A 24,648-nucleotide genomic window follows, 5' to 3' on the forward strand; every position below is an offset into this window, starting at 1 on the left:
GGCTACCCCGGGATCGACATCCCGGCGATCGCCCCGCTCTCGCCGTCGCCGCGGTTGCGCAGCTCCGCCACGCCGCCGTGCAGCGAGGCCACCTCGGCGACGAAGCACAGGCCCAGGCCGCTGCTGCGGCTGCCGCCGGCCGGCCGCGGCAGCGAATAGAAACGCTCGAACACCCGCCCCAAGGCGTAGTCCGGCACGCCCGGTCCGCGATCGCCGACTTCGATCCGCTGCGCCTCGCCGACCGCCTGCAGGCGCAACGCGATCTCCCCGCCCGGCGGCGAGAAATCGGCGGCGTTGTCGAGCAGGTTGATCAGCGCCTGGCGCAACAGGAAGGCGTCGCCGCGCACCGGCGGCAGGCTCGGATCCAGGTCCAGCAACAAGCGCGCGCCGGCGCTTTCGATCCGCTGCGCGCATTGCTCGGCGGCCTCGCGCGCGATCGCCGCCAGCGCCACCGGCTCCGGCCGCTCCAGGCGCTGGCGATGCTCGACCGCGGCCAGCGCCAACAGCTTGTCGATCATCTGCGCCAGACGCTCGGCCTGGCGGCGGATGCTGCCGGCGAAGCGGGCGCGGTCGGCGTCGGGCATCGGCGCATCGCCGGGCGGCGATTCCAGCAGTTCGGCGCTGCCGCGGATCGCCGCCAGCGGGCTTTTCATTTCGTGGGTCAGGGTGTGCACGTACTGTTCGACGTACTGCTTGCCCTCCAGGCGCGCGCGCATGGTCTCCAGGGCCTGGCCGAGTTCGCCGAACTCGCCGGCGGCGTGCGGCGGATCGGCGCGCTTGCCGGCGGTGACCGCCTGCGCGTAACGCCGCAGCAGGCCGATCTGGCGCGACAGCCACCACGACACGATCACCCCGACCGCCAGGGCCGCGCCCATCAGCACGAAACCCCAGCGCGTCACCACCGCCTGGCTGCGGGCGATGAACGGCGCGATCGCGGCGTTCGGCTTGGCCACGGTCAGCGAACCGATCACCCGCCCGCGCTCGTCGCGGATCGGCGCGGCCACGTGCATCACGGTGTCGTCCGGACGCGCCGGATCGACCGCGCTGGAACGCGCGCCGTAGCGCCCGCGCAATGTCAGGTAGACGTCGTTCCAGCGCGAATAGTCCTGGCCGACCGCGGCGCCGCTGCTGTCGAACACGACGATGCCGCGCGCATCGGTCACGTACACGCGGTAGCTGGTTTCCGGCTTGCGGAAGCCCCAGATCGCCGCGCCGACATCGCGGCCGTCGAGCGAGCGCACCCGCTTGGCGAAATCGCCGCGGTCGATGCGGCCGGCGAGGAAATCGTCGGTGGCCAGCTCGGCCAGCACGTTGGCGGTGTCGACCAGGGTGTCTTCCATCGCCTGGCGCACGCCGGGCTTGACCTCGGCCACGAACACCCGCGCCAGCAGGAAGGCCGCGACCGCAACGATCAGGAAGTAGCCGAGGAAGATCCGCAGGCCGATGCGCATCGCCGGCTCCGGCTCAACCGTTGTCGAGCGAGTAACCCAGGCCGCGATGGGTGCGGATCGGGTCGGCGTCGGCGGCGACCTCGCGCAGCTTGGCGCGCAGGGTCTTGATATGGGTGTCGACGGTGCGGTCGCCGCTGTCCAGCGCGTCGCCCCAGACCCGGTCCATCAGCTGCGCGCGCGACAGCACCGCGCCCGGCCGCTGCAACAACGCCGCCAGCAGGCCGTATTCGTAGCGGGTCAGGTCCAGCGCCTGGCCGCGGTAGCGGATCCGCTTGCCTTCGGGATCGTGGACGAAGCCGTCCTCGGCCGGCGCCGCCTCGCCGCCGCCGGGCCGCACCCGGCGCAGCACCACCCGCACCCGGGTCGCCAGCTCGCGCGGCGAGAACGGCTTGGTCACATAGTCGTCGGCGCCGATCTCCAGGCCGAGGATGCGGTCGGCCTCGGCGTTCTGCGCGGTCAGGAAGATCACCGGCAGATCCCGCTCGCGGCGCAACTCGCGGCACAAGGCGAAGCCGCCGATGTCGGGCAAGCCGACGTCCAGCACCGCCAGGTCGAACGCCACCCGCGCCGCCTCGCGCAGCGCCTCGCCCCCGGTCAGGCAATGCACCGCCTCATAGCCTTCCGCACGCAGGGCGTACAGCACGGTGTCGGCGATGGCGGATTCGTCTTCTACCAGGAGGATGCGCATCTTGGGCGGGGACTCAGGACTCAGGACTCGGGACTCGGGACTCGGGACTCGGGACTCGGAAACAGCTTACCGGCCGCATAATGATGCCGCATCGACGCACGGTTCCCGCTCTGCGAGTCCCGATTCCCGATTCCCGAGTCCCCAGAGCCCGCCCAATGAACTACCGCCACGCCTTCCACGCCGGCAACCACGCCGATGTGCTCAAACACGTCGCCCTGCTGGCCCTGTGCGACGCGCTGACCGCCAAGCCGGCGCCGGTGTTCGCGCTGGACACCCACGCCGGGCGCGGGCTGTATCCGCTGGACGGCAATTCGGCCCAGCGCACCGGCGAGGCCGAGGGCGGGATCGGCCGGCTGATCGCCGAGGCGCCGAAGCAGCCGGCGATCGCGCGGTACCTGGCCGCGGTGCGGGCCTGCCGCAGCGTGCACGGCCCGGCCGCCTATCCGGGGTCGCCCTGGCTGCTGGCCCACGCCCTGCGCGAAGACGACCGCATCGCCGCCTGCGAGCTGCAGCCGGAGGAAGCCGGCCAGCTCAAACAGCATTTCCACGCCGACCCGCGCATGGCCGTGCACGCCCGCGACGGCTATGCGGCGATGAAGGCCTTGCTGCCGCCGAAGATCGGCGCCACCCGCTACAACCGCGGCCTGGTCCTGATCGACCCGCCCTACGAAGCCCAGCTCGACGAATTCGACACCGCCCTGGCGGCGCTGCGCGAGGGCCTGGCCCGCTGGCCGCAGGGCTGCTACGCGCTGTGGTACCCGATCAAGCGCCGGCGCGCGTTGCAGCCCTTCTACCGCCGCGCCGCCGCGTTGCCGGCCAAGTCGATCCTGACCGCCGAACTGCTGGTACGCGCCGACGATTCGCCGCTGCGCATGAACGGCAGCGGCCTGCTGCTGCTCAACGCGCCCTGGCAGCTGGACGCGACCCTGGCCGCGGCGCTGCCGGTATTGGCGCGCACGCTCGGCGAAACCGCGGCCGCCGAAGGCGGCTTGAACTGGCTCAAACGGCCCGACTGAGCCGCGCAGCGGTACGCTGCAACGCAGCGGAAATCGCGTTCCAGCGCACGCTTGCGCCGCCGTGCGTGCCGTCCGGCCGGACACATCCGCATCGCTGCGCGGGAGCCACGCGGGCTTGGCCTGGCTGGCTTGCGCCGCACCCGCATGCCCGCGGCGATGCCGCTGCGCGCCAGCGCCGCACGGCGGCGGCTTGCGCGAGCGCGGCCGGCGTCGTATCACGGCGCCGCCCAATGACGGGCTGAAGAGAGGGAATTCGAATGATCAGGAAGAAGATCGGGTTTCTCGCCGTATGCGCCTTCGCCTTCGGCATGACCATCGCCAGCAGCGCCGGCGCTTTCGCCTGCAACAACACCTGCCGCCTGGGCTGCGAAACCGCGCTGACCAACTGCGAGAACAGCGGCGGCAGCCGCTGCTGGATCGAGTACTCCAACTGCTATCGCCGCTGCGGCTGCGTGCTGCCCTGATCTGAGCGGAAGCTGCGCCCGGATCGACGGCCGGAGGCGCGCCTCCGGCCGTTACCGCTCCGGCTCGGCGTGCGGCGTGGCGCGGCGCATCTCGACCAGATCGAATCCCGGGGCGAAACCGTCGCGCACTTCGCGCACTGCGACGAAACCGTAGCGGGCGTAGAAGCCGCGGCTGTGCTGGGTGGTTTCCAGCAACACCTGGGCATAGGCCGGATCGCGGTCCAGGCGTCGCAGGCGCTCGCGCAGCAGGCGCGCGCCCAGCCCGCGCCGGTGCAGGTCGCGCCGCACCATGCCCCAGCACAACGCCGCCGTGCGCGGCGCCTGCTCGACCGGCGCATAGCCGCCGCAGGCGACCACGCCCTCGCCGGGCGCCTCCAGCACCCAGTAGTCGGCGATGCCGTCGAGGGTGGCCAGGAAGTCGGCGCGTTCGAGCTCGGCGAAGTAATCGGGCACGTTGCCGGCAAACAGCGCCAGGCAGGCCGCGCGGTCGCTGGCGCGGTAACGGCGCAGACGCGCTGGCTCGGGTGCGTCTTGCCTCATCGCGGCCTCAGTAGCAGTCCCAGTGGTAGGCGACGCGGCTGAAGTCGGCGCGGGCCAGGTCGTCGGGGTCGATGAAGAAATTGGCGATGCCCGAATCGCCCCACATCAACGCCTCGTCGCTGTCGAGTTGCAACAGCAGCACGCGCCGGTCGCCGGCGGCGCGCGGGTCGGACTGGGTGAAATCCGGGTAGCCGCCGAGCTTGTGCCCGGCGCGCTCCAGGTAGGCGGCGACGTCGTCGCCGAGCTCCTCGGCGTCGGCGTCCGGATGGAGCTTGCGGTAGTCGGCGATCAGGCCGTCGACCTCGCGCCCCAGCACGCGCTGGAAACCGGCGTCGTTGCCGCCGATGGTCTCGTGGTCGGCGACGAAACGGATCCGCCGCGGCCGGGCCGGATCGAACGGCAGGCCCTCGCCGTGCAGCGCCTCGGCCGGCGGCGCGACCGCGGCGGCGTCGGTGCGCGGCCAGTACACGACGCGGAAACCGCGCGGCTCGGTCAGCGCCTGCATGCGGTCCTCGCCGTGGGCGCGGTCCAGGCCGGCGCCGTAGTAATCGTCGGCGGCGACGAAGAACTGCAACAGCCCCTGGCGCGGGTAGCCCGGCATCGCCGGCAGTTCGGCGAAATCGATCTGCGCCAGCAGGAACAGCGGCCGGCCCTGCGGATCGCGCGGATAGTCGCGCCCCGCCGCCCAGTAGGCGCGGCCGCCGACCTTGCTCAGCCGCGGCGCATCGGCTTTCAGTTCGCTCAGCTCGATCCGCGCCACCGGCCGCTGGCTGGCCTGGACCGCGGCGGCCACCGGCGCCAGCACCGCGCGGGCGCTCGCGTCCGGGTCCTGGATCGCGCAGCCGCCGCCCTTGCCGCTGTCCCCTGCCGACGGCCCGGCGGCGCTGCGCGCCTCGCCGGCGGCCTGTTCCAGCCCCGCCCGGCTGCGTTGCGCCACGTTGTCGTCGAGTTGCCGATAGGCCAGGTAGCCGACACCGCCCAGGGCCGCCGCAGCGGCCGCCACGATCGCCATCGACAGCAATACCGCTTGGCCGGTCTTCATCGTTCGGGGTCCATCCGTCGTCGTCGGGACGATTATCGCCAACAAAAAGGCCGGAAGCGCAGTGCGCTTCCGGCCCGTTCGGCCCGCCCGCGAAAGGCGGCCTCAGTCGCCGCGCGCGACGTCCGGCTCGAAGAAGCTCCAGCGCACTTCCGGGAAGGCCTGCTTCATCGCCCGCTCGACCGCGTTGATCTGCTCGGTCAGCCCGGCCACGCTGTGCTCTTCGCGCATCTGCGCCTGCACCGAGACCATCACCTCGTTGCCCAGCTGCAGGGTGATCACGCTGATCACCCGCGCCACCTCCGGGCGCGCGTCGAGGAACTCGCGGATCTGCTGCTGGCGCAGCGGGTCCACGCTCTGGCCGATCAGCATCGCCTTGACCTCGATCGCGACGAACACCGCGACGATGATCAGCAGCGCGCCGATGCTGACGGTGCCGATGGCGTCCCAGATCGGGTTGCCGGTGAGCACGGTCATGATCACCGCGGCCAGCGCCAGCACCAGGCCCAGCAGCGCGGCCAGGTCTTCGCCGAAGATCACCACCAGTTCGGCCTGGCGGCTTTCGCGGAACCATTGCCACAAGCTGCGCTGGCCGCGGGCCTTGGCCACTTCCTGCAGGCAGGCGCGCATCGAGATCGCCTCGGCGACGATGCCGAAGGTCAGCACGCCGGCCGCCCACCACCACTGCTTCAGCGGTTCGGGGTGCTGCAGTTTGTGGATGCCCTCGTACAGCGAGAACATGCCGCCGACGGTGAACAGCATCACCGCGACCAGGAACGACCAGAAGTAGATCGCCTTGCCGTAGCCCAGCGGATAGTCCGGCGACGGCGGGCGCTTGGACTGCTTCAGGCCCAGGATCAGCAGGCCCTGGTTGCCGCAGTCGGCCAGCGAGTGGACGGTCTCGGCCAGCATCGCACTGGAGCCGGTGAAGAACGCCGCCACGCCCTTGGACACCGCGATCGCGAAATTGGCGCCTAGCGCGAACAGAATCGCGCGGGTCGAATCACCACCACCTGCCATGACTGAACTGCTCCTTCGGGTTTCAAGCGGCGGAGTCTAGCATTGCCGATGCTGGCGGTTTAAGGCCGAAAGCCGGGGCTCTCGGGCATCGGCCGCGGCGGGACGCCCCGCGGCGGCCGGCATGGCCCGGCCGCCGCGCACGCCGGCTTCAGAACCGGTAGGTCACCGTCCCGGCGACGCTGCGGCCGGCGCGTAGGCGTCGATCGGCGTGGTCGCGCCGAAACCGGTGGTGGCGGTCTGGCGGAAGCGCAGGCAGTCGATGCCGGCTAGCACGGTGTGGCGCAGCGCGCCGGTGGCGAACCCGGCCTGCAGGTGGTGATCGCTGGTCAGGGTGGCGATGTCGGGATTGCCGATGTACGCCGAACGCGCCAGCACCCTCTTGGCCGGGTCGATGAAAGGATCGGCCGGATTGGAGTACTCGTCCGGATAGATCTCGGTGAAGCGCGTGCGCGAACGGGCGTGCCGCAGCGCGCTGTTGAGCCGCAGCGCGTCGGAGAAGCCGTGTTCGAACAGCAGCGCGGCGCTGGACTGGCGGCTGTCGAGAGCGAGGGCGCCAGCGACCGGCGATCGTCGGGCAGGCGATCGGTCTGCAGCTGCGCATCGCGGGCCACCCCGACGATGCGCCTGGCCAGGGTGCCGGCGGCGTCGAGCGGACCGGTGAGGCCGAACTGCAACTGGCGGCGCTGGCGGCTGCCCAGGCCCAGGCCGATTTCGCCGGCGCGCTGGAACTGCGGGCGCTTGCTGACCTGGTTGAGCACGCCGCCGGAGCCGCCGGCGCCGTACAGCATCGACGAGGGGCCGCGCAGCCGCTCCAGGGTGTACGGCTCGGGCCGCGGCACCAGGCTGGAGCCGATCTGGCGGGCCATGCCGTCGAGGAACGATACCGGCGAAAAACCGCGCACCAGCGCCACGTCGCTGCGGGTGTCCAGGCCTTAGGCCTCCGCCACCGCGCCGGCCGAGCAGCGCAGGACTTCCTGCAGGTTCTGCGCGCCGCGGTCGGCGGCCTGCTCCATGCCGATCACGCTGATCGACTGCGGCGTCTCGATCAGGCGCGTGTCGGTCTTGGTCGCGGTGCTGGCGCGGTCGGCGACCACCACCACCGCATCCAGGCCGGTGGCCTCGTCGTCGGCGCGCGCCGGCGCGGATACGGCGAGCGCGACGGCGGCGAGACCGAGGGCGAGCGGGGAAAAGCACATTTTTGCAGGCATGGACGGGTTCCGCGGACGGCCCGTCGCCCGCGCCGCGGCCGCCGCGCAGGCGCGCGCCCACCCCGCGCGACGGGCGCGCGGGCCGACGGACGGAGCGTGCGAACGGGCCGCCGGCGCGATATCCGGGCGGGGAGATGAGGGCGAGGCTGGCTCGACCTACGCACATTAGGCGCGGGCCTGGCTGGCGAACGGCAGTTGTCAGGCCGCGCTTAGCCGGCCATGATGAAACCAATTCTCATTTCAGGCATGGACTGCGTCAAGAAACCCAGGCCGCCGAAGCCCCGCACGGGACCATGCCCTTCGTCCCGCAGCCGCCTCGCCGGCACGCCGCAGCCCGCCGGTCGGGAAGCTCCGACCGGCATCGCAAAGAGGAAGGGCTAAATCCGTCACAATGTGCCACTATCGAACCCATGGCCACGCGTGAACGATTGCCGCCCTGGCACGAACGCCAGCGTCTCCCCAACGGACGCGAGGTGTTGATACGCCCGGTCCGGCCCGAAGATGCCGAGCCCTTGCGGGCCGGCTTCGCCCTGTTGCAGCCCGACGAAGTGCGTCAGCGCTTCTTGTATGCGCTGAAGGAGCTCACGCCGGAAATGGCCGAGCGCTTCACCCGCATCGATCCGCGCACCGAGTTCGCCCTGGTCGCCGCCGAACCCTTCCCGCCCGGCGAAGCCCTGGTCGGCGCGGTCGCGCGGATCGCCATCGACGAGCGCACCCGCGACGCCGAGTTCGCGATCCTGGTCAGCCGCTACATCGCCAACATGGGCCTGGGCCGCTACCTGATGACCCGGCTGGTGAAGTGGGCGCGCGGCAAGAAGGTGCATCGGCTGTACGGCGACGTGTTCGAGCACAACGCGCCGATGCTGTCGCTGGCGCAGTCGCTGGGCTTCGAACGCGAATTCCAGCAGGACTCGCCGGGATTGATCCGGGTGGTGCTGGACCTGCGCGCCAAGCCGCCGTCGCAGGCCGAAGGCCTCGGCGATGCGGAGCTGGGCGACGCGGCCGAGCCCGATCGGGACGAACCGTCGTCCGGCTGAGCGGATCGCTCCGCTGCGGATGCGCGATCGAGCGCTGCATCGAACGCCGCGGCGGCGCGGCGTTCGTCGTCGCGCGCGGGTCAGCGCGCAGCGGCTGAGGCGGCGATGACCGCCGGCGCCGCGCGGCGTGACGCGGTCCCGGGGGAAAGCTAACCTAGCGCCCCCCGCGAAAAACGCTGCCCTGTGCCCTCTCTTCTGCCCAAGACCGGCCAGCAGCGCGCCTGGTGGCGCGCGCCGGCCTCGCCGTCCGCCCTGGCCTGGGCGCTCGCCCGCGCCGCCGCCGAACACGACGCGCCGCTGCTGGCGATCGCCCGCGACAACCACGGCGCGCACCAGCTCGAATCCGACCTGCGCACCCTGCTCGGCGCCGACCCGGCTTTGCCGGTGTTGGCGTTTCCGGACTGGGAAACCCTGCCCTACGACGTCTTCAGCCCGCACCCGGACATCGTCTCGCAGCGTCTGGCGGCGCTGCACCGCCTGCCCGGCCTCAAGCGCGGCATCGTCGTGGTGCCGGTGCAGACCCTGCTGCAACGGCTGGCGCCGCGCCGCCACGTGGTCGGCGGCAGCTTCGACCTGGCCGTCGGCCAGCGCCTGGACCTGGAGGCGGAAAAGCGCCGGCTCGAATCGGCCGGCTACCGGCACGTGCCGCAGGTGCTGGACCCGGGCGACTTCGCCGTGCGCGGCGGCCTGCTCGACGTCTATCCGATGGGCGCGCAATCGCCGTTCCGGGTCGAACTGCTCGACGACGAAATCGAAACCATCCGCGCCTTCGATCCCGAGTCGCAGCGCTCGCTCGACAAGATCGAGGCGGTGCGCATGCTGCCCGGACGCGAAGTGCCGCTGGACGAGGCCTCGCTCAAGCGCGCGCTCGACGCGCTGCGCGAGCGCTTCGACCTCGACACCCGGCGCAGCGCGCTGTACCAGGACCTCAAGGCCGGGCTGGCGCCGTCCGGCATCGAGTACTACCTGCCGCTGTTCTTCGAACAGACCGCGACCCTGTTCGACTATCTCGACGAAGCCGCCCTGCCGGTGCTCGCCGACGGCGCGCTGGAAGCCGCGGACCAGTTCTGGAGCCACACCGGCGAGCGCTACGAACAGCGCCGCCACGACATCGAGCGGCCGCTGCTGCCGCCGGACCAGCTTTACCTGACCCCGGTCGGCCTGCGCGAACGGCTCAACCAGGGCCGGCGCATCGAGCTTTGCGGCGAAGGCCATGCGCAGCGCGAGCGCGCCCTCGCTCTCGGCGACCAACCGGCGCCGGCGCTGCCGGTCGCCGCGCGCGACGCCGCGCCGGCCGAAGCGCTGAAGTCCTTCCTCGGCCATTACCCCGGACGGGTGCTGATCGCCGCCGACAGCGCCGGCCGCCGCGAGGCCTTGCTGGAAGTGCTGCAGGCCGCGCAGCTGCGCCCGCAGGTGGTCGCCGACTGGCGCGCGTTCCGCGACGGCGCCGATCGCTTCGCGATCGCGGTGGCGCCGCTGGAGGACGGCTTCGCCCTCGACGATCCGCCGTTGGCGGTGTTGACCGAACGCCAGCTGTTCCCCGAACGGGCTTCGCAACCGCGCCGGCGCAAGCGCGCCGGCCGCGAGCCCGAAGCGATCATCCGCGACCTGGGCGAATTGTCCGAAGGCGCGCCGATCGTGCACGAGGACCACGGCGTCGGCCGCTACCGCGGCCTGATCGTGCTCGAGGCCGGCGGCCAGCCCGGCGAGTACCTGGAAATCGAATACGCCAAGGGCGACCGCCTGTACGTGCCGGTCGCGCAGTTGCACCTGATCAGCCGCTATTCCGGCGCCTCGGTCGAAACCGCGCCGCTGCATTCGCTGGGCGGCGAGCAGTGGACCCGCGCCAAGCGCAAGGCCGCCGAGAAGGTCCGCGACGTCGCCGCCGAGCTGCTCGAGATCCAGGCCAAGCGCCAGGCCCGCGCCGGCCTGGCGCTGGACGTCGACCGGGCCATGTACGAGCCGTTCGCGGCCGCGTTCCCGTTCGAGGAAACCCCCGACCAGCACGCCTCGATCGAGGCGGTGATCCGCGACCTGTCCAGCAGCCAGCCGATGGACCGGGTGGTTTGCGGCGACGTCGGCTTCGGCAAGACCGAAGTAGCGGTGCGCGCGGCCTTCGTCGCCGCCGCCGCCGGCAAGCAGGTCGCGGTGCTGGTGCCGACCACCCTGCTGGCCGAGCAGCACTACCGCAATTTCCGCGACCGCTTCGCCGACTGGCCGCTCAAGGTCGAAGTGCTGTCGCGCTTCAAGACCGGCAAGGAGATCAAGGCCGAACTGGAGAAGCTGACCGAGGGCAAGATCGACGTCGTGGTCGGCACCCACCGCCTGCTGCAGAGCGACGTGCGCTTCAAGGACCTGGGCCTGGTCATCGTCGACGAGGAACAGCGCTTCGGCGTGCGCCAGAAGGAAGCGCTGAAAGCGCTGCGCGCCAACGTCCACCTGCTGACCCTGACCGCCACGCCGATCCCGCGCACGCTCAACATGGCCATGGCCGGGCTGCGCGACCTCAGCATCATCGCCACCCCGCCGGCGCATCGCCTGGCGGTGCAGACCTTCGTCGTGCCCTGGGACGACATGCAGCTGCGCGAGGCCTTCCAGCGCGAACTCTCGCGCGGCGGCCAGGTGTATTTCCTGCACAACGACGTCGAAAGCATCGGCCGGATGAAGCGCCAGCTGGAAGAGCTGGTGCCGGAAGCGCGGATCGGCATCGCCCACGGCCAGATGGCCGAGCGCGAGCTGGAAAGCGTCATGCTCGATTTCCACAAGCAGCGCTTCAACGTGCTGCTGTGCACGACCATCATCGAGTCGGGCATCGACATCCCGAACGCCAACACCATCATCATGAACCGCGCCGACAAGTTCGGCCTGGCCCAGTTGCACCAGCTGCGCGGCCGGGTCGGCCGTTCGCACCACCGCGCCTACGCCTACCTGGTGATCCCGGACCAGCGCTCGATCACCGCCGACGCACAGAAACGCCTGGAAGCGATCGCCTCGATGGACGAACTCGGCGCCGGCTTCACTCTGGCCACCCACGACCTGGAGATCCGCGGCGCCGGCGAACTGCTCGGCGAGGACCAGAGCGGGCAGATGGCCGAGGTCGGCTTCAGCCTGTACACCGAACTGCTGGAGCGCGCGGTGCGCTCGATCCGCCAGGGCAAGCTGCCCGACGTGGACTCGGCCGAGGCGCGCGGCGCCGAGGTCGAACTGCATATTCCGGCGCTGATCCCGGAAGACTACCTGCCCGACGTGCATACCCGCCTGACCCTGTACAAGCGCATCAGCGGCGCGCGCAACGGCGAAGAACTGCGCGAGCTGCAGGTCGAGATGATCGACCGTTTCGGCCTGCTGCCGGACGCGGCCAAGCATCTGTTCGCGGTGGCCGAACTCAAGCTCGGCGCGACCGCGCTGGGCATCCGCAAGCTCGACCTCGGCGACAAGGGCGGCCGCCTGCAATTCGTCGAACGTCCCAACGTCGACCCGATGTCGATCATCAAGATGATCCAGGGCCAACCCAAGCTCTACCAGATGGACGGCCCGGACAAGCTCAGGATCAAGCTCGACCTGCCCGACCCGCCGGCGCGCCTGGCCGCCGCCAAGGGCCTGCTGACCTTGCTCGACACCAAGCACTGAAGCAAATCCGCCGCGCCCGCCATGCGGCCGCTCGCCCCCTTTGCCAGGGAGCAACGGCAAAAGGGCGCGCGCAGCAACGCCCCGCGTGCCGTCCCCCCTTCGGAAAGGGGGGCCATTGAGGATTTGCTTTGGCTTCGGCTCCGCTCGGAAACAACAGCAACAGCAAATCCCCCGCGCCCGCTACGCGGTCGCTCGCCCCCTTTGTCAAAGGGGGCAACGGCAAAAGCGCGCATGCAACGCCGCGCCACCTATCGCCCCTTGACGCTCGCACCTAGCGATCCCCCCTTGCCGCTCCACCTATCGCCCCCCCCTCTTGCGACCCCACCTATCGATCCCCCTTTGAAAAGGGGGCCAGGGAAGGATTTGCCCTTGCCTTTGCCGCCGCCCTCTTTGCTCTGCCCCGCAAGACCAACAGCACTGCCCTCGCGCCCGCAACGCCGCTACTCTCGCGCCATCTCCCGGTCCGAGTCCGCCATGCCGCGTCTGCCGTCCGTATTGCTCGTTGCCGCCCTCGCTTCCGCCTCCTGGCCGAGTCCGGCGGCGACGCCGCTCAAGCAGCAGCTGAGCCAGCGCACCGTGCTCAACCTCGCCGCGGCGCAGCGCATCGCCCAGGCGGCCGAGGACAAAGCGCGCGCCGACGGCCTGAACGTCGCCATCGCGATCGTCGACGAAGCCGGCCGGCTGCTGCACTTCCAGCGCATGGACGGCACGCCCAATTCCAGCGTCGAGGTCTCGATCGCCAAGGCCGTGCACGCCGCCAACTACCGCCGCGACTCGGTCTTCCACCAGAAGCTGCTCGAAGGCGGCAACGCGGTGGTGCTCGGCCTGCCTAACGCGCTGCCGATCGAAGGCGGCGTGCGCCTGCTGCTCGGCGAGCAGGTGATCGGCGCGATCGGCGTGTCCGGCGCGCAGGCGGCGCAGGACGGAGCCATCGCCCAGGCCGGCGCCGATCTGTTGCGCCCATGACCCGCCAGCGAATCGGGATGCCCCTCATGAACGTTCTGCGCCGCTTTTCGTTCGCCGCCTGCGCGGCGCTGCTGTCGGCTTGCGCCACCGCGCCCAAGCCGGACGCGCCGGCCATGGCGGACACCGCCGCCGGCGCCGCCTATCTGATCGTGCGCCACGCCGAGAAAGCCGACGACGATCCGCGCGACCCCGGCCTGGCCGAAGCCGGCCAGGCGCGCGCGCAGCGCCTGGTCGAGGCGCTCGCGCGCACGCCGCTGCGCGCCGCGTACGCGACCGGCTATCGCCGCACCCAGGACACCGCCGCACCGGCCGCGGCCGCGCACGGCCTGCAGGTCACCCGCTACGACGCCAGGCGGCCGGCCGCCGATTTCGCCGCCGCCCTGCGCCGCGACTGGCCGCAAGGCACGGTGCTGGTGGTGGCGCACAGCAATACCGCGCCCGGCATCGCCGCCGCCCTGTGCGGTTGCGCGGTCGAGCCGATGAGCGAACACGAGTACGACCGGCGCATGTGGGTGTTGGTGGATGCGCAAGGCCGCGCGCAACTGCGCGTAAGCCGCGATGCCGGGCCGGAATCCGCACCCGCCCGGTAACGCGCGCGTCGCCTCCGGAGCCGGCAGCGAGCCGGAACCGAACCGCAGGCGAACCGACTCCGCGCGCCGTGACGGCGTCGGCGCAGCGTCGCGCCGGCAAGGGCTAGACTCCTTGCCGTCCTGCCGCCCGGAGCCGCCGATGAAATCCAGATTCGCCGTCCTCGCGTTCGCCGCCGCCGCGCTGACCGCTTGCGCCCATGCCGGCCCCGGCGGCGCCGCGCCGCGCCAAGCCGTGCCCGGCCAGCCGACCGCCCTGGCGCGCGGCGACAGCCTGGCCCTGCCCGACGGCGCGCGCCTGCGCTTCGCCGCGGTCAGCGCCGACTCGCGCTGCCCGCCGAAGCTGCAATGCGTCTGGGCCGGCGATGCGGTGCTGGCGTTCGAATTCACCGCCGCCGACGGCGCGCGCACGCCGCTGTCGTTCAACACCGTCAGCGATCCGCGCCACAGCGCCGGCGCCTGGACGATCGAAGTGCAGGGCCTGGACTTCGCCGATCCACCGAACGCGACGCTCAAGATCGACGCGAAATGACCGCATCGCCGCAGCCTGACCCGCCGAGGCAGCGGCGCGGGCGCGGCCATCGACTGGCGCCGCGGCATAGCGACCGCCGGCGACGCGGCCTCACCGTCGCAACACGCAGTTGCAGCATCGGTAGCGCGATCGTCGCCGACTCGTGCCACCCTGCGGGCATCGTCCTGCAGGAATCGCGACCATGACCAAGATCATCGCCCCGCGCGTCCACGACCTCGGCGGCTTCCAGGTCCGTCGCGCCGTGCCGTCCATCCAGGCCCGCTCGGTCGGCCCGTTCGTGTTCGTCGACCATATGGGCCCGGCGCTGTTCGAACCCGGCCGCGGCATCGACGTGCGCCCGCATCCGCACATCGGCCTGGCCACGGTGACCTTCCTCTGGGCCGGTTCGATCGGCCACCGCGACAGCCTCGGCAGCGTGCAGGACATCCAGCCCGGCGACGTCAACTGGATGACCGCCGGCCGCGGCATCGCCCATTCCGAGCGCACTCCGCAGGGCCCGCGCGGCGACGGCCACGCGCTGCACGGCATGCAGACCTGGGTCGCGCTGCCGCGCTCGTTCGAGGAAACCGCGCCGGCCTTCCATCACCACCCCGCCGCGACCCTGCCGCAGCAGCGCCGCGACGGCGCCTGGTTGCGCGTCGTCGCCGGCCGCGGTTTCGGCGAGGAGTCGCCGGTGCGGGTGTTCGCCGACACCCTCTACGTCGCCATCGACCTCGATCCCGACGCCCAGCTCGACATCGAGGACAGCCATGCCGAACGCGCGCTGTACCTGCTGGAAGGCGAGGCCCAGCTCGACGGCGCCGATCTGCCGGAGAAACACCTGGTCGTGCTCGAGCCCGGCAGCCGTCCGCGGCTGCGCGCCAAGACCCCGCTCAAGGCGATGTTGCTCGGCGGCGAACCGCTCGACGGCCCGCGCCACCTGTGGTGGAACTTCGTCTCGTCCTCGCGTGAGCGGATCGAGCAGGCCAAGCTCGACTGGGCCGAGGGCCGCTTCGGCCTTATTCCCGGAGAGCATGAGTTCATTCCGTTACCTGAATAGTGCTTTAACGTTTGTCAACCGGTTCGAACTGGACTAAGGTCACAACCTGCAAAGGCTCTCAACACCGTTTGACCTATTCCAGGTTCAGGGGGACGTGTCGTGAAGTCAGGTGGGAAAGGCCAACGCGCTTGGCCATGGTTGGTATTGCTGTTTTTTGCCTGCGCCCAGGCGCAGGAGCCCGCAGGCGACAACGGCGCCTGCCCGCAATTGCCCGACGGCAGCGGCCTGCGTTGGGAATACCGCGCCGGTGCCGATTCGGACTTCTGCCGGGCGATCCGCAACAGCGACGGCAGCGAGGCCTTCGGCCTGTACATCGCCGCCAAGTCGCCGTTCGCGCCGCGCCGCGGCGACCGCGCCGAAGCCGGCTCGATCGACGGCCATTCCATGCACTGGTACCGCGGCGAACTGGCCGGCAAACCCAATGTGCAGGTGCGCGAAACCCTGATCGAGGTCGGCAGCGGCAAGCTCGCCCACATCTGGTTGCAGGCGAACTCGCCGGAACAGCTGAAGGAGGTTCTCGGCCAAGCCGAGGGCCTGCGATTTTCCGCGACCCGACTGAGCAGCAACCGCTGACCTCACCGGCTGTGCACGCGCGGCGCGGCACTCTGCGCCGCGCTTGCGGGGGGATTCGCTCTCGGCACATTTTTGTGACCGATTGCTCAATTTTACGTTATCCGCCAGCATGAGAATCGACCCGGCTGAATGGGGTCGCGACGCGTCGTTCCCCGCCTGAACGGGAACGCCGTCCGATCCCCGGCCGAGGGCACGTCCCATCACTCGGAGGAAACGACATGATCAAGCGACTCGGTGCAGAGCTCATCGGAACGTTCTGGCTGGTGCTCGGCGGTTGCGGCAGCGCCGTGCTCGCCGCGAATTTCGGCGGTCCCGGCAATCCGCTCGGCATCGGCCTGCTCGGCGTGTCGCTGGCCTTCGGCCTGACCGTGCTGACCGGCGCCTACGCGCTCGGCCACATATCCGGCGGCCACTTCAATCCCGCGGTGAGTTTCGGCCTGTGGGCCGGCGGCCGTTTCCCGGCCAAGGATCTGGCGCCCTACATCGTCGCCCAGGTCGTCGGCGCGATCCTGGCCGGCTTCGTCCTGCTGCAGATCGCCGGCGGCGCGGCCGGTTTCTCGATCGACCCGACCGCGGCCGGCACCTTCGCCAGCAACGGCTACGAGGTGATGTCGCCGGGCGGCTACTCGATGCACGCCGCGTTCCTGACCGAGGTGGTGATGACCGCGATGTTCCTGGTGATCATCCTCGGCGCCACCCACCGCAACGCGCCGGCCGGCTTCGCGCCGATCGCGATCGGCCTGGGTCTGACCCTGATCCACCTGATCAGCATCCCGGTCACCAACACCTCGGTGAACCCGGCCCGCTCCACCGGCGTGGCGCTGTTCGCCGGCCCGGCGGCGATCGGCCAGCTGTGGCTGTTCTGGGTCGCGCCGATCCTCGGCGGCCTGCTCGGCGGCGCGATCTATCGCTGGCTCGGCAAGGACTGAACCGTCCCGCGGTGCGACACGAAGAGCCGCGCGCGAGCGCGGCTTTTTCGTTTCCCTCGCCTGTGCATCGCGGTACCGCGCCGGCGCAAGCAGGAATCCATTCCGACCCGCGAACACCGTTCGCCGCATGGCTTGGCCTCTCGCGGCGCAACGGCGCCGGTGGAAAGGCGAGCGGAATGGATTCCGGCTTGCGCCGGACGGCCGCAGGCGCAGGCCGGCGGCGGCAAGCCCGCGCCGGCTCAGGCGCCGACGGCTTGCTGCGCCAGTTGCATCGCGTTGTTCTGCAAGTCGGTCTTCAGCCGGCCGGCGGCCAGGCCGTCGGCGCTTTCCAGCATCTGATACGCCGCCTGCAACTGCTTGATGCCGCGCGGCGGCACCTTCTTCAGCTTGCCGCCGACGATGACGAAGCCGCCCGCACCGGCGGCGACGCCGGCGGAGACGAAGGTGGCGACGATGGTGAACTGCTTGGGATCGAGTCGGGTAGCCATTGGCGATTGCTCCATGCGGGCGCGGCGTGCCGCGCGTCATCGCAACCGCGGCGGCCGACGCCGCCGCGCTGCGCTCCATACTCGATCAACGCGCCGGCCCGCAGCGGTCGGCCATTCGTTTCTGCAACACTCGCGCTCGCCGCTGGGGACCGCAGGCCGGAAAGCGGCGCAGGACCGCGCTCGCGCGCGGCCCTACGGCGTCCGCACTGCGGTACGGCGGCGGGCCGCCGCCGCATCGCGCCTCAGAACTTGCCTTCCTGGAAGTCGACGAAGGCCTGCATCAGTTCCTGCTTGGTGTTCATCACGAACGGGCCGTAGCGCGCCACCGGCTCGCGCAGCGGCCGGCCGGCGACCACGATCAGGCGCGTGTCCGGATGCCGCGCCTGCACCCGCAAGCGGCTGCCGCCGGCCAGCACCGCCAACTCTTGCGCCTGCACCGTGCGCGCGTCCTCGCCCTCGCCGATCGCCGCCTCGCCCTCGTAGACGTAGGCGAAAGCGTTGTGGCCTTCGGGCAGGTCGTATTCCCAATAGGCGCCGTCGTCCAAGGCGAGATCGAGGTAGACCGGGTCGGTCGCCGGCTGCGCGATCGGGCCGCGCGACTCGCCGATGCGGCCGGCGATCAGCTTGATCTGCACGCCCGGCGCCGGCGTCAGTCGGACGATGCGCTCGGGAGCGAATTCCTGGTACTTGGGCTCGCTCATCTTGTCCCGCGCGGGCAGGTTCACCCACAACTGGAAACCGCGCATGCGGCCCTGCTCCTGCTCGGGCATTTCCGAATGCACCAGGCCGCGTCCGGCGGTCATCCACTGCACGCTGCCGGGCACCAGCACGCCTTCGTTGCCGTGGTTGTCGCGATGGCGCATGCGCCCGTCGAGCATGTAGGTGACGGTCTCGAAGCCGCGGTGCGGGTGTTCGGGAAAGCCGGCCAGATAATCCTCGGGACGGTCGGTGCCGAACTCGTCCAGCAGCAGGAACGGGTCCAGGTCGGGCAACTGCGGGCCGCCGATGACCCGGGTCAGGCGCACGCCGGCGCCGTCCGAGGTCGGCTGACCGCGCAGCTTGCGGCCGACGCGGGCATAGGCAATGGGGGTGGCGGTGGCCATGGAACGCTCCAGATTCGACACGCCGGATCGGCGATGGCGGCTAGGATGTCACGGCAAATTCAGAACAATAACAACGATACTGCAATCATCAATTACATAAATGAAACAATATCGTCCGGCGACGGTCGCCGGGGGATGAAGCCTTCAAGGCCGGCTTCGGAGGGGGCGCCGGCGCGCGCCGCCGCGGCTGTCGCGGCTTGTGGCCGGAGCAACTCCCTCGACCCTGCCGGCCCCCGACGCCGCTGCGCTCAGCGCTGCGGCTTGCGGTAGACGTACACCGTCGCCGGCGGCACGTTGCGCAGCACGAATTCGCCGCGATGCACCTGCAGCCCCAGTCCGCGCGCCACCGCTTCGGCGACCGGCGCGCTCGGGCCGTAGGTGAACTGCACGAACACCCCGCCCTCGCGCAGGCAGTCGAAGGCCGCGGCGAGGATGTCGCGCTGCAGCGGATGCGGCATGGTCAGCAGGCCCAGGCCGGACACGATCGCGTCGGCCGGGCCGTCTTCCAGATAGCCCTGCTCGCGCGCCAGGCCCGGCAGCATGCGCGCGTCGCCGAGCAGCACCGGCACGCGCGGGAAGCGCAGTTGCAGGTGCGCGTGCAGTTCCTCGTTGAGCTCCAGCACCAACAGGTCGCGCTCGAGGATGCCGGCCTCCAGCAGGGCGCGGGTGATCGCGCCGGTGCCGCCGCCGAGTTCGATCACCCGCCGCACGTCGTCGGGCAGCTCGGCGATCATCGCCGCGGCCAGTTCGGCGCTGGACGGCGCCACCGCGGCGACCCGCAAGGGGTTCTTCAGCCATTGGCGGAAGAACGTCCAGGCGCCGGGCTTGCGTACGGGTTTCATCGGCCAGACTCCATCGCACCACGGCCGGCGAACGGCAAAAACGAAAACAACGGCATCAACGCGGTTCCAGGCGCCAGCACCGGTGGATCCGGGCGTCGCGGGCGAAATCCGGCGGAACGGTCGCGGCGCTGATCTCTTCGCAGCGGGCGAATTGCGCCACCGCCTCGGCATCGAAGCGGAACCGGCGGAAATTGTTGGAGAAGTACAGCACGCCGTTGTCGGCCAGGCGCGCCACCGCCGCGCGCAGCAGGCGCACGTGTTCGCGCTGGATGTCGAAATCGTCGGCTCGGGCCGAGTTGGAGAAGGTCGGCGGATCGCAGAAGATCAGGTCGTAACGGCCGCGATCGGCCTCCAGCCACTGCATCGCATCGGCCTGGACCAGGCGGTGCTGCTGCCCGGCGATGCCGTTCTCGCGCAGGTTGTCGGCGCACCATTGCAGATAGGTCGCCGACAGATCGACCGTGGTCGTCTCGCTGGCGCCGCCGACCGCGGCATGCACGGTCGCCGCGCCGGTGTAGGCGAACAGATTGAGGAAGCGGCGGCCGCGCGCCTCGGCGGCGATGCGCAGGCGCATCGGCCGGTGATCGAGGAACAGGCCGGTGTCGAGGTAGTCGAAGGGATTCACCCGCAGCCGAGCCGCGCCTTCGCGCACGGTCAGGAACTCGCCGCGGTGGTCGAACTGGCCGTACTTGCTGCCGCCCTTGCCGCGGGCGCGGGTCTTCAGCGCGATCTGCTCGCGCGGCACCGCGAACACTTCGCGCGCCGCCGCCAGCAGTTCGTTCCAGCGCCGGCGCTGGTCGGCTTCGGGAATCGTCGCCGGCGCCGCGTACTCCTGCACGTGCAGATAGGTGCGCGGCTGCGCCTCGTCGCTGGCGTAGACGTCGATCGCCGCGGCGTACTCGGGCAGGTCGGCGTCGTAGGCGCGGTAGCAGGTCACGCCTTCGCGCTCGCGCCAGGACTTGAGCTTGCGCAGGTTCTTGCGCAACCGGTTGGCGACCATCTGCGCGCCCTCGCCGAGCGGCGCCGGCGCGGCGTCCTGCGCCTGCGCGCGCTGCTCGGCGTGGCCGACCCGGGCGATCGGATCGCAGACGATCAGCGCGCATTCGATCGCGCCGTTGAACACCTGGTACTTCTTGCTCGCGCGCAAGCCGGTGGCCTGGGCCAGCTCGGCGTCGCCGCACAGCAGGCTGGCGCGCCAGGACGGCGCCAGGCGCTTGAGCGCGCTGCCGAGCGCGCGGTACAGCGCGGGATCGGCGGCGAGGCGGGCGTCGTAAGGCGGGTTGCAGACCGCCACTCCCGGCGCGGCGCCGGCGTCGATCGGCAAGCCCTGCAATTGCGCGACGTCGGCGACCTGCCAATGGATCAAACCGGTCAGGCCCGCCGCCGCCTCGTTTTCGCGTGCGGCGCGGATCGCGTGCGGGTCCAGGTCGCTGCCGGCGAACGCGGGCCGCAGCGCGGCCAGACCGGCGCTTTCGCGCGCCCTCGCCTCGTCGCACAGGGCGCGCCAGCCGGCGAAGTCGAAGCCGCGCCAGCGCGTGGGCGGCAGCAAGCCGTGGCGCTGCAGGCCCGGGGCGACGTCGGCTGCCATCAGCGCGCCTTCGATCAGCAAGGTGCCGCTGCCGCACATCGGGTCGAACAGCGCGCCGCCCTGGGCGTAGACCTTCGGCCATTGGCCGCGCAGCAGCACCGCCGCGGCCAGGTTTTCCTTCAGCGGCGCCTCGCCCTGCTTCTGCCGCCAGCCGCGCCGATGCAGCGAGCCGCCGCCCAGATCGACCGAGAGGATCGCCCGGCCCTTGCGCACCACCAGGTTCAGGCGCAAGTCCGGGCTTTCGGTATCGACGTCCGGGCGCGCACCGGTGCGCGCGCGCAAGGTGTCGACCACCGCGTCCTTGACCCGCTGCGCGGCGTAGCGCGCATGGGTGATGGCCTCGCCGGACACGTGCGCGTCCACCGCCAGGGTGTGCACGCTTTCCAGGTGTTCGGTCCAGTCGACCGCGGCGACGCCGCGGTACAACGCGTGTTCGTCGGCGCAGTCGAATTCGGCGATCGGCCACAGCACCCGGCTGGCCAGGCGCGACCACAGCACGGCGCGCTGCGCATCGGCGAGCGTGCCTTCGACGTTGACCCCGGCGGTGGCGGCGGTGGCGCGATGGCAGCCCAACGCGACCAGTTCGTCGGCCAACAGGTATTCCAGGCCCTTGCCGCAGCTGGCGTAGAACTTGTTCATGCCGCGCTCCCGCCGATCCGCTCGAGCAGGCGCGCGAAGGCCTCGGCGCTGGCCTCGACGTGCGCCGACAAACGATGGCTGTCGTCGACCAGCAGCAGCCGCGCGCGGCGCGGCTGCGCCCAGGCCACCACCTCGGCGGCCGGAATCAGTTCGTCGTCCCAACCGTGGACGATGCTCAGCGGCACCGGCGCGGCATCCAGCGCCGGCGCCGGGCCCATCGCGGTCGGCGGCGACAGCAGGAACAGACCGACCACCGGCACCTGCAGCGAAACCCGCGCCGAGATGTAGGCGCCCAGGCTCGAGCCGGCCAACAGCAGCGGCCCGCGCGCGGCGGCGGCGCGGGCCAGGTCCAGCAGGCGCTGCTGGCGCGCCATCACGTCGCCGAGCGAGCTGACTTCGCGCTTGGCGTCCAGGTCGGTGTAGTCCGGGCGCTCGTGGGTCCAGCCGCAACGCTGCGCGACTTCGGCCAGGGCGGCGACCTTGGTCGCGTCGGGGCCGCTTTCGAAGCCGTGGGAAAGAATGCAGTGTCCGCTAATGGCCATCGGTCCGATCTGAGTGAAGTAGTTTCGATTCGCCGCGCCGCGGACGCACGGGCCGCAACCGCGGTCCGCGCCGGCGTGCGATCCGCGCGCCGCGGTCAGGCGTCCGGCGCCGGCACCAGCGCGTCGCCGCGGCGGATGCGCCCGCCCTCGACCACCCGCGCGCACACGCCGCCGTGGCCGCGCATGGCGTTGAAGCCGCCCGGGCCCAGCGCCGCTTCCATCATCGAGCACGGATCGCAGGACTCGGTCCATTCCAGCAAGGCTTCGCCGAGGCGGAAGCGGCGGTCCTTCAGCGCGATCAGCGGCAGCCCGGAGACGACGATATTGCGCCGCAGTAGCGCCGGCTCGACCGCGTCGCGGCCGGCCAGGGCGGCGATCGCCGGCAGGTGTTCGGCCTGGATCAGGGTGATCCCGCGCTTGCCGCTGGCGTTCTTGTAACGGTCGCCGTCGAGGCCGGCGCCGGCGGTGGCGACGACTTCGTCCAGGGCCTGCATGATCACACCGCGCGCCGGGCGCACGCCGATCCACTCGACCCGGCCGGGCCGCGGCAGGGTGGCCATCAGTTTGGAGAGCGCGGAGTCGGCGGGCGGCAGGGTCATGGCGGGCTCCGTAGGAAGGCGAATGGTAGCATCCGGGCCCATGCCGCCCCTGAACCTGCCGCCGGACATCCTCGTCCAGCCCCTGCCCTACGAAGCCCGCCTGGAAGCGCGCGACCCCGGCGCGATCGACCTGGCGGTGATCCACTGCACCGAACTGCCGGACCTGGCGACCGCGCGCGAGTACGGCGAGCGCGAGCTGTACCCGGCCTCGGGCACCGGCAACAGCGGCCATTACTACCTCGACCGCGACGGCCGCATCCTGCGCTACGTCGCCGAGGACCGCATCGCCCACCACGTGCGCGGCTACAACCCGCGCTCGGTCGGCATCGAACTGGTCAACACCGGGCGCTATCCGCATTGGCTGGACTCGCGCCATCAGGCGATGGACGAGGACTACCCTGCGGCGCAGATCCAGGCCCTGATCGCCCTGCTCGCCGACCTGCGCGCGCGCCTGCCCGGCCTGCGCTACATCGCCGGCCACGAAGACCTGGACACGGCCCGGGTCGCGGCCAGCGACGACGCTTCGGTCGAAGTCGCGCGCAAACGCGATCCGGGTCCGCGTTTCCCTTGGCCGCAGGTGCTGGCCGCCTGCGGGCTGCAACGCCTGCCCTGAGCGACCGCGCGGCCGGCCTTGCGACCGGACCCCGCTTTGACGCGACGAAACCGCGGTCTCGTTCTCGCTCTGCGATCCGGCCCCGCTCGATACTGGGCCCACGCCGGCAGGAGTGCGCCGGCGCCAGCGCCAGCCTCGGCGGCGCGCATTCTCCGCGCAGGATCAAGGACGCCCTCACCATGACCCGTATTTCCGCTCTCGCCGCCGCGCTCGCGCTGGCGGCCGCTCCGCTCGCCGCGCAACCGCGCCTGCAATTGATCAGCCACGCCTACGACAACCCCAACGCGGCGATCAACGCCTACTACCCCGAACTCAGCGCCGACGGCCAATGGGTGTCGTTCAGCTCCACCGCATCGGGCTTCGTCGCGCCCGGCGTCGACGGCTTTTTCGGCGCCGACGTGTTCGTCTACGACGTGTTCTGCCGCCGCACCGAAATCGCCAGCCTCACCTGGGACGGCAAGCCGCCGAACAACTCCTCCGGCGGCTCGGTCGGCCGCTCGTCGATCAGCGGCGACGGCCGCTACGTCGCCTTCGCCTCGCGCGCCAACAACCTGGTCTACGGCGACAACGACAGCAACGGCCACACCGACGTATTCCTGCTCGACCGCCACCGCCCGGTCGGCGATTCCAAGCGCATCCGCCGGGTCAGCGCCGCGCGCGCCGCCGGCAGCGACGGCCCCAGCGACGAGCCCTCGATCAGCGCCGACGGCCGCTATCTGGCCTTCCAATCGGCCGCCAACAACCTGGTGCCGAACGACACCTCCGGCACCAACGTGTTCGTCTACGACCTGCAGGCCGACAGCATCGCCCTGGTCAGCCGCGACCGCGACGGCAAGCCGGCCGAAGGCCAGTACCCGCGCATCGACGCGCTGGGCCGGCGCCTGGCCTTCCGCAGCGGCGCGCTCAACCTGATCGCCGAAGACATCGTCTGGTCCACCACCCCGCACGTCTATCTGCGCGACCTGGACGCCGGCCGCAACCAGCTCGTCGACCGCCGCAGCGACGGCCTGATCCCCAGCCAGGGCGCCACCGACGTCGACGCGATCAGCGGCGACGGCCGTTACGTGTCGTTCCGCAGCTCCGCGTCCGACCTCACCGGCAGCACGTCGCCGCTGACGCCGCAGATCTTCGTCCGCGACACCGTCGCCGGCACGCTGGAAATGATCACGATCAATCCGGGCAACGCACCGACGCCGTACCAGAGCCGCTGGTCGGCGCTGGACCACGACGGCCGGCATGTGGCGTTCAGCTCGCCGTCGCAAGGACAGTGGAGCCCGGCCGGGCTGTATCGCCGCGACCGCAGCGACGGCGCGACCGTGCTGCTTTCGCCCGGCTACCAGGACGGCTCGCCGCAGGACAGCAGCTACGCCAGCATCAGCGCCGACGGCCTGCGTACCGCCTTCGTCTCCGGCTACGGCCGGCTGATCGCGGGCGTCAACGCCCCGGCGATCTTCCTCGCCGATCTGCGCGCCAGCGTGCCGCCGCGCTACTGCCCGCGCTGAACCGCGCCGCGAC

The 24,648-nt window shown here is 71.2% G+C and carries 26 protein-coding genes; 12 read left to right on the plus strand and 14 right to left on the minus strand.

Features of this window, described 5'->3' with window-relative positions; genetic code table 11:
* Positions 1–2 precede the first annotated feature (2 nt).
* The gene (gene creC, locus AC3A57_RS10710) at positions 3–1,451 is read right to left on the minus strand and encodes a two-component system sensor histidine kinase CreC (protein WP_221671923.1); all 1,449 of its coding nucleotides are present in this window, start codon (positions 1,449–1,451) and stop codon (positions 3–5) included.
* Between the two features lie 13 nt (positions 1,452–1,464).
* Positions 1,465–2,139, minus strand: coding sequence for a two-component system response regulator CreB (gene creB, locus AC3A57_RS10715; RefSeq protein ID WP_221671922.1), 675 nt, complete (start codon positions 2,137–2,139; stop codon positions 1,465–1,467).
* 155 nt (positions 2,140–2,294) lie between these two features.
* On the opposite strand from creB, the gene AC3A57_RS10720 reads away from it, so the two are divergent.
* Entirely contained in the window at positions 2,295–3,155 is an 861-nt protein-coding gene (locus AC3A57_RS10720) for a 23S rRNA (adenine(2030)-N(6))-methyltransferase RlmJ (RefSeq protein ID WP_487578907.1), read from the plus strand.
* A gap of 257 nt (positions 3,156–3,412) precedes the next feature.
* Positions 3,413–3,619, plus strand: a complete 207-nt coding sequence (locus AC3A57_RS10725) for a hypothetical protein (protein WP_064746256.1) — start codon at positions 3,413–3,415, stop codon at positions 3,617–3,619.
* A gap of 51 nt (positions 3,620–3,670) precedes the next feature.
* Here AC3A57_RS10725 and AC3A57_RS10730 read toward each other — a convergent pair whose 3' ends face one another.
* The 6 genes from AC3A57_RS10730 to AC3A57_RS10755 form a co-directional block, all read right to left on the minus strand.
* Positions 3,671–4,159 (minus strand): GNAT family N-acetyltransferase, encoded by a 489-nt coding sequence (locus tag AC3A57_RS10730; protein ID WP_487578908.1) that lies wholly within the window; start codon positions 4,157–4,159, stop codon positions 3,671–3,673.
* A gap of 7 nt (positions 4,160–4,166) precedes the next feature.
* Positions 4,167–5,201 carry a YwqG family protein gene (locus AC3A57_RS10735; protein WP_487578909.1) on the minus strand — a complete coding sequence of 345 codons (1,035 nt, stop codon included), beginning with the start codon at positions 5,199–5,201 and terminating at the stop codon, positions 4,167–4,169.
* Positions 5,202–5,303: 102 nt separating this feature from the next.
* Complete coding sequence (locus AC3A57_RS10740; RefSeq protein ID WP_487578910.1) at positions 5,304–6,218, minus strand: cation diffusion facilitator family transporter; 915 nt, start codon at positions 6,216–6,218, stop codon at positions 5,304–5,306.
* A gap of 162 nt (positions 6,219–6,380) precedes the next feature.
* Positions 6,381–6,593 carry a hypothetical protein gene (locus AC3A57_RS10745; RefSeq protein WP_487578911.1) on the minus strand — a complete coding sequence of 71 codons (213 nt, stop codon included), beginning with the start codon at positions 6,591–6,593 and terminating at the stop codon, positions 6,381–6,383.
* Positions 6,545–7,129 carry a hypothetical protein gene (locus AC3A57_RS10750; protein WP_487578912.1) on the minus strand — a complete coding sequence of 195 codons (585 nt, stop codon included), beginning with the start codon at positions 7,127–7,129 and terminating at the stop codon, positions 6,545–6,547. Before AC3A57_RS10750 ends, AC3A57_RS10745 begins: the two co-directional genes overlap by 49 nt.
* Positions 7,130–7,150: 21 nt before the next feature.
* On the minus strand, positions 7,151–7,426 hold the full coding sequence (locus AC3A57_RS10755) for a hypothetical protein (protein WP_487578913.1): 276 nt from the start codon (positions 7,424–7,426) through the stop codon (positions 7,151–7,153).
* A 410-nt stretch (positions 7,427–7,836) separates the two neighbouring features.
* On the opposite strand from AC3A57_RS10755, the gene AC3A57_RS10760 reads away from it, so the two are divergent.
* The 8 genes from AC3A57_RS10760 (at position 7,837) to aqpZ (ending at position 16,719) form a co-directional block, all read left to right on the plus strand.
* On the plus strand, positions 7,837–8,463 hold the full coding sequence (locus AC3A57_RS10760) for an N-acetyltransferase family protein (RefSeq protein ID WP_487578914.1): 627 nt from the start codon (positions 7,837–7,839) through the stop codon (positions 8,461–8,463).
* A gap of 183 nt (positions 8,464–8,646) precedes the next feature.
* Positions 8,647–12,093, plus strand: a complete 3,447-nt coding sequence (gene mfd / locus AC3A57_RS10765) for a transcription-repair coupling factor (RefSeq protein ID WP_487578915.1) — start codon at positions 8,647–8,649, stop codon at positions 12,091–12,093.
* 474 nt (positions 12,094–12,567) lie between these two features.
* Positions 12,568–13,059, plus strand: coding sequence for a GlcG/HbpS family heme-binding protein (locus tag AC3A57_RS10770; RefSeq protein ID WP_487578916.1), 492 nt, complete (start codon positions 12,568–12,570; stop codon positions 13,057–13,059).
* Between the two features lie 26 nt (positions 13,060–13,085).
* Positions 13,086–13,649, plus strand: coding sequence for a phosphoglycerate mutase family protein (locus AC3A57_RS10775; RefSeq protein ID WP_487578917.1), 564 nt, complete (start codon positions 13,086–13,088; stop codon positions 13,647–13,649).
* A 139-nt stretch (positions 13,650–13,788) separates the two neighbouring features.
* Entirely contained in the window at positions 13,789–14,178 is a 390-nt protein-coding gene (locus tag AC3A57_RS10780) for a hypothetical protein (RefSeq protein ID WP_487578918.1), read from the plus strand.
* A 181-nt stretch (positions 14,179–14,359) separates the two neighbouring features.
* A complete protein-coding gene (locus tag AC3A57_RS10785) occupies positions 14,360–15,217 on the plus strand; it encodes a pirin family protein (protein WP_487578919.1) in 858 nt (285 codons plus the stop codon).
* A 144-nt stretch (positions 15,218–15,361) separates the two neighbouring features.
* Positions 15,362–15,790, plus strand: coding sequence for a hypothetical protein (locus tag AC3A57_RS10790; RefSeq protein ID WP_487578920.1), 429 nt, complete (start codon positions 15,362–15,364; stop codon positions 15,788–15,790).
* 218 nt (positions 15,791–16,008) lie between these two features.
* Entirely contained in the window at positions 16,009–16,719 is a 711-nt protein-coding gene (gene aqpZ, locus AC3A57_RS10795) for an aquaporin Z (RefSeq protein WP_487578921.1), read from the plus strand.
* Between the two features lie 239 nt (positions 16,720–16,958).
* On the opposite strand, the gene AC3A57_RS10800 is transcribed toward aqpZ, so the two are convergent.
* The 6 genes from AC3A57_RS10800 to AC3A57_RS10825 all read right to left on the minus strand — a co-directional run bounded on the left by AC3A57_RS10800 (position 16,959) and on the right by AC3A57_RS10825 (position 22,520).
* Complete coding sequence (locus AC3A57_RS10800; protein ID WP_487578922.1) at positions 16,959–17,207, minus strand: hypothetical protein; 249 nt, start codon at positions 17,205–17,207, stop codon at positions 16,959–16,961.
* Between the two features lie 242 nt (positions 17,208–17,449).
* Positions 17,450–18,310 carry a pirin family protein gene (locus tag AC3A57_RS10805; RefSeq protein ID WP_487578923.1) on the minus strand — a complete coding sequence of 287 codons (861 nt, stop codon included), beginning with the start codon at positions 18,308–18,310 and terminating at the stop codon, positions 17,450–17,452.
* A gap of 248 nt (positions 18,311–18,558) precedes the next feature.
* Positions 18,559–19,152, minus strand: coding sequence for a class I SAM-dependent methyltransferase (locus tag AC3A57_RS10810; RefSeq protein ID WP_487578924.1), 594 nt, complete (start codon positions 19,150–19,152; stop codon positions 18,559–18,561).
* A 55-nt stretch (positions 19,153–19,207) separates the two neighbouring features.
* Positions 19,208–21,379 carry a bifunctional 23S rRNA (guanine(2069)-N(7))-methyltransferase RlmK/23S rRNA (guanine(2445)-N(2))-methyltransferase RlmL gene (gene rlmKL / locus AC3A57_RS10815; RefSeq protein WP_487578925.1) on the minus strand — a complete coding sequence of 724 codons (2,172 nt, stop codon included), beginning with the start codon at positions 21,377–21,379 and terminating at the stop codon, positions 19,208–19,210.
* Complete coding sequence (locus AC3A57_RS10820; RefSeq protein WP_487578926.1) at positions 21,376–21,921, minus strand: hypothetical protein; 546 nt, start codon at positions 21,919–21,921, stop codon at positions 21,376–21,378. Before AC3A57_RS10820 ends, rlmKL begins: the two co-directional genes overlap by 4 nt.
* Positions 21,922–22,016: 95 nt before the next feature.
* Positions 22,017–22,520, minus strand: a complete 504-nt coding sequence (locus AC3A57_RS10825) for an MOSC domain-containing protein (protein ID WP_487578927.1) — start codon at positions 22,518–22,520, stop codon at positions 22,017–22,019.
* A 40-nt stretch (positions 22,521–22,560) separates the two neighbouring features.
* Here AC3A57_RS10825 and AC3A57_RS10830 point away from each other — a divergent pair, with 40 nt between their 5' ends.
* Together AC3A57_RS10830 and AC3A57_RS10835 are read left to right on the plus strand one after the other, a co-directional pair.
* A complete protein-coding gene (locus tag AC3A57_RS10830) occupies positions 22,561–23,133 on the plus strand; it encodes an N-acetylmuramoyl-L-alanine amidase (protein WP_487578928.1) in 573 nt (190 codons plus the stop codon).
* Between the two features lie 179 nt (positions 23,134–23,312).
* On the plus strand, positions 23,313–24,635 hold the full coding sequence (locus AC3A57_RS10835; protein ID WP_487578929.1) for a TolB family protein: 1,323 nt from the start codon (positions 23,313–23,315) through the stop codon (positions 24,633–24,635).
* The last annotated feature ends 13 nt before the right edge of the window (positions 24,636–24,648 follow it).

This window comes from Lysobacter sp. Soil_C_15 (assembly GCF_057657315.1).

Bases quoted from the DNA above. Each gene is read 5' to 3' on its own strand.
- creC (WP_221671923.1), bottom strand. From the start codon at position 1,451: ATGCGCATCGGCCTGCGGATCTTCCTCGGCTACTTCCTGATCGTTGCG.
- creB (WP_221671922.1), bottom strand. From the start codon at position 2,139: ATGCGCATCCTCCTGGTAGAAGACGAATCCGCCATCGCCGACACCGTG.
- AC3A57_RS10720 (WP_487578907.1), top strand. From the start codon at position 2,295: ATGAACTACCGCCACGCCTTCCACGCCGGCAACCACGCCGATGTGCTC.
- AC3A57_RS10725 (WP_064746256.1), top strand. From the start codon at position 3,413: ATGATCAGGAAGAAGATCGGGTTTCTCGCCGTATGCGCCTTCGCCTTC.
- AC3A57_RS10730 (WP_487578908.1), bottom strand. From the start codon at position 4,159: ATGAGGCAAGACGCACCCGAGCCAGCGCGTCTGCGCCGTTACCGCGCC.
- AC3A57_RS10735 (WP_487578909.1), bottom strand. From the start codon at position 5,201: ATGAAGACCGGCCAAGCGGTATTGCTGTCGATGGCGATCGTGGCGGCC.
- AC3A57_RS10740 (WP_487578910.1), bottom strand. From the start codon at position 6,218: ATGGCAGGTGGTGGTGATTCGACCCGCGCGATTCTGTTCGCGCTAGGC.
- AC3A57_RS10755 (WP_487578913.1), bottom strand. From the start codon at position 7,426: ATGCCTGCAAAAATGTGCTTTTCCCCGCTCGCCCTCGGTCTCGCCGCC.
- AC3A57_RS10760 (WP_487578914.1), top strand. From the start codon at position 7,837: ATGGCCACGCGTGAACGATTGCCGCCCTGGCACGAACGCCAGCGTCTC.
- AC3A57_RS10770 (WP_487578916.1), top strand. From the start codon at position 12,568: ATGCCGCGTCTGCCGTCCGTATTGCTCGTTGCCGCCCTCGCTTCCGCC.
- AC3A57_RS10775 (WP_487578917.1), top strand. From the start codon at position 13,086: ATGAACGTTCTGCGCCGCTTTTCGTTCGCCGCCTGCGCGGCGCTGCTG.
- AC3A57_RS10780 (WP_487578918.1), top strand. From the start codon at position 13,789: ATGAAATCCAGATTCGCCGTCCTCGCGTTCGCCGCCGCCGCGCTGACC.
- AC3A57_RS10785 (WP_487578919.1), top strand. From the start codon at position 14,360: ATGACCAAGATCATCGCCCCGCGCGTCCACGACCTCGGCGGCTTCCAG.
- aqpZ (WP_487578921.1), top strand. From the start codon at position 16,009: ATGATCAAGCGACTCGGTGCAGAGCTCATCGGAACGTTCTGGCTGGTG.
- AC3A57_RS10800 (WP_487578922.1), bottom strand. From the start codon at position 17,207: ATGGCTACCCGACTCGATCCCAAGCAGTTCACCATCGTCGCCACCTTC.
- AC3A57_RS10805 (WP_487578923.1), bottom strand. From the start codon at position 18,310: ATGGCCACCGCCACCCCCATTGCCTATGCCCGCGTCGGCCGCAAGCTG.
- AC3A57_RS10810 (WP_487578924.1), bottom strand. From the start codon at position 19,152: ATGAAACCCGTACGCAAGCCCGGCGCCTGGACGTTCTTCCGCCAATGG.
- rlmKL (WP_487578925.1), bottom strand. From the start codon at position 21,379: ATGAACAAGTTCTACGCCAGCTGCGGCAAGGGCCTGGAATACCTGTTG.
- AC3A57_RS10820 (WP_487578926.1), bottom strand. From the start codon at position 21,921: ATGGCCATTAGCGGACACTGCATTCTTTCCCACGGCTTCGAAAGCGGC.
- AC3A57_RS10825 (WP_487578927.1), bottom strand. From the start codon at position 22,520: ATGACCCTGCCGCCCGCCGACTCCGCGCTCTCCAAACTGATGGCCACC.
- AC3A57_RS10830 (WP_487578928.1), top strand. From the start codon at position 22,561: ATGCCGCCCCTGAACCTGCCGCCGGACATCCTCGTCCAGCCCCTGCCC.
- AC3A57_RS10835 (WP_487578929.1), top strand. From the start codon at position 23,313: ATGACCCGTATTTCCGCTCTCGCCGCCGCGCTCGCGCTGGCGGCCGCT.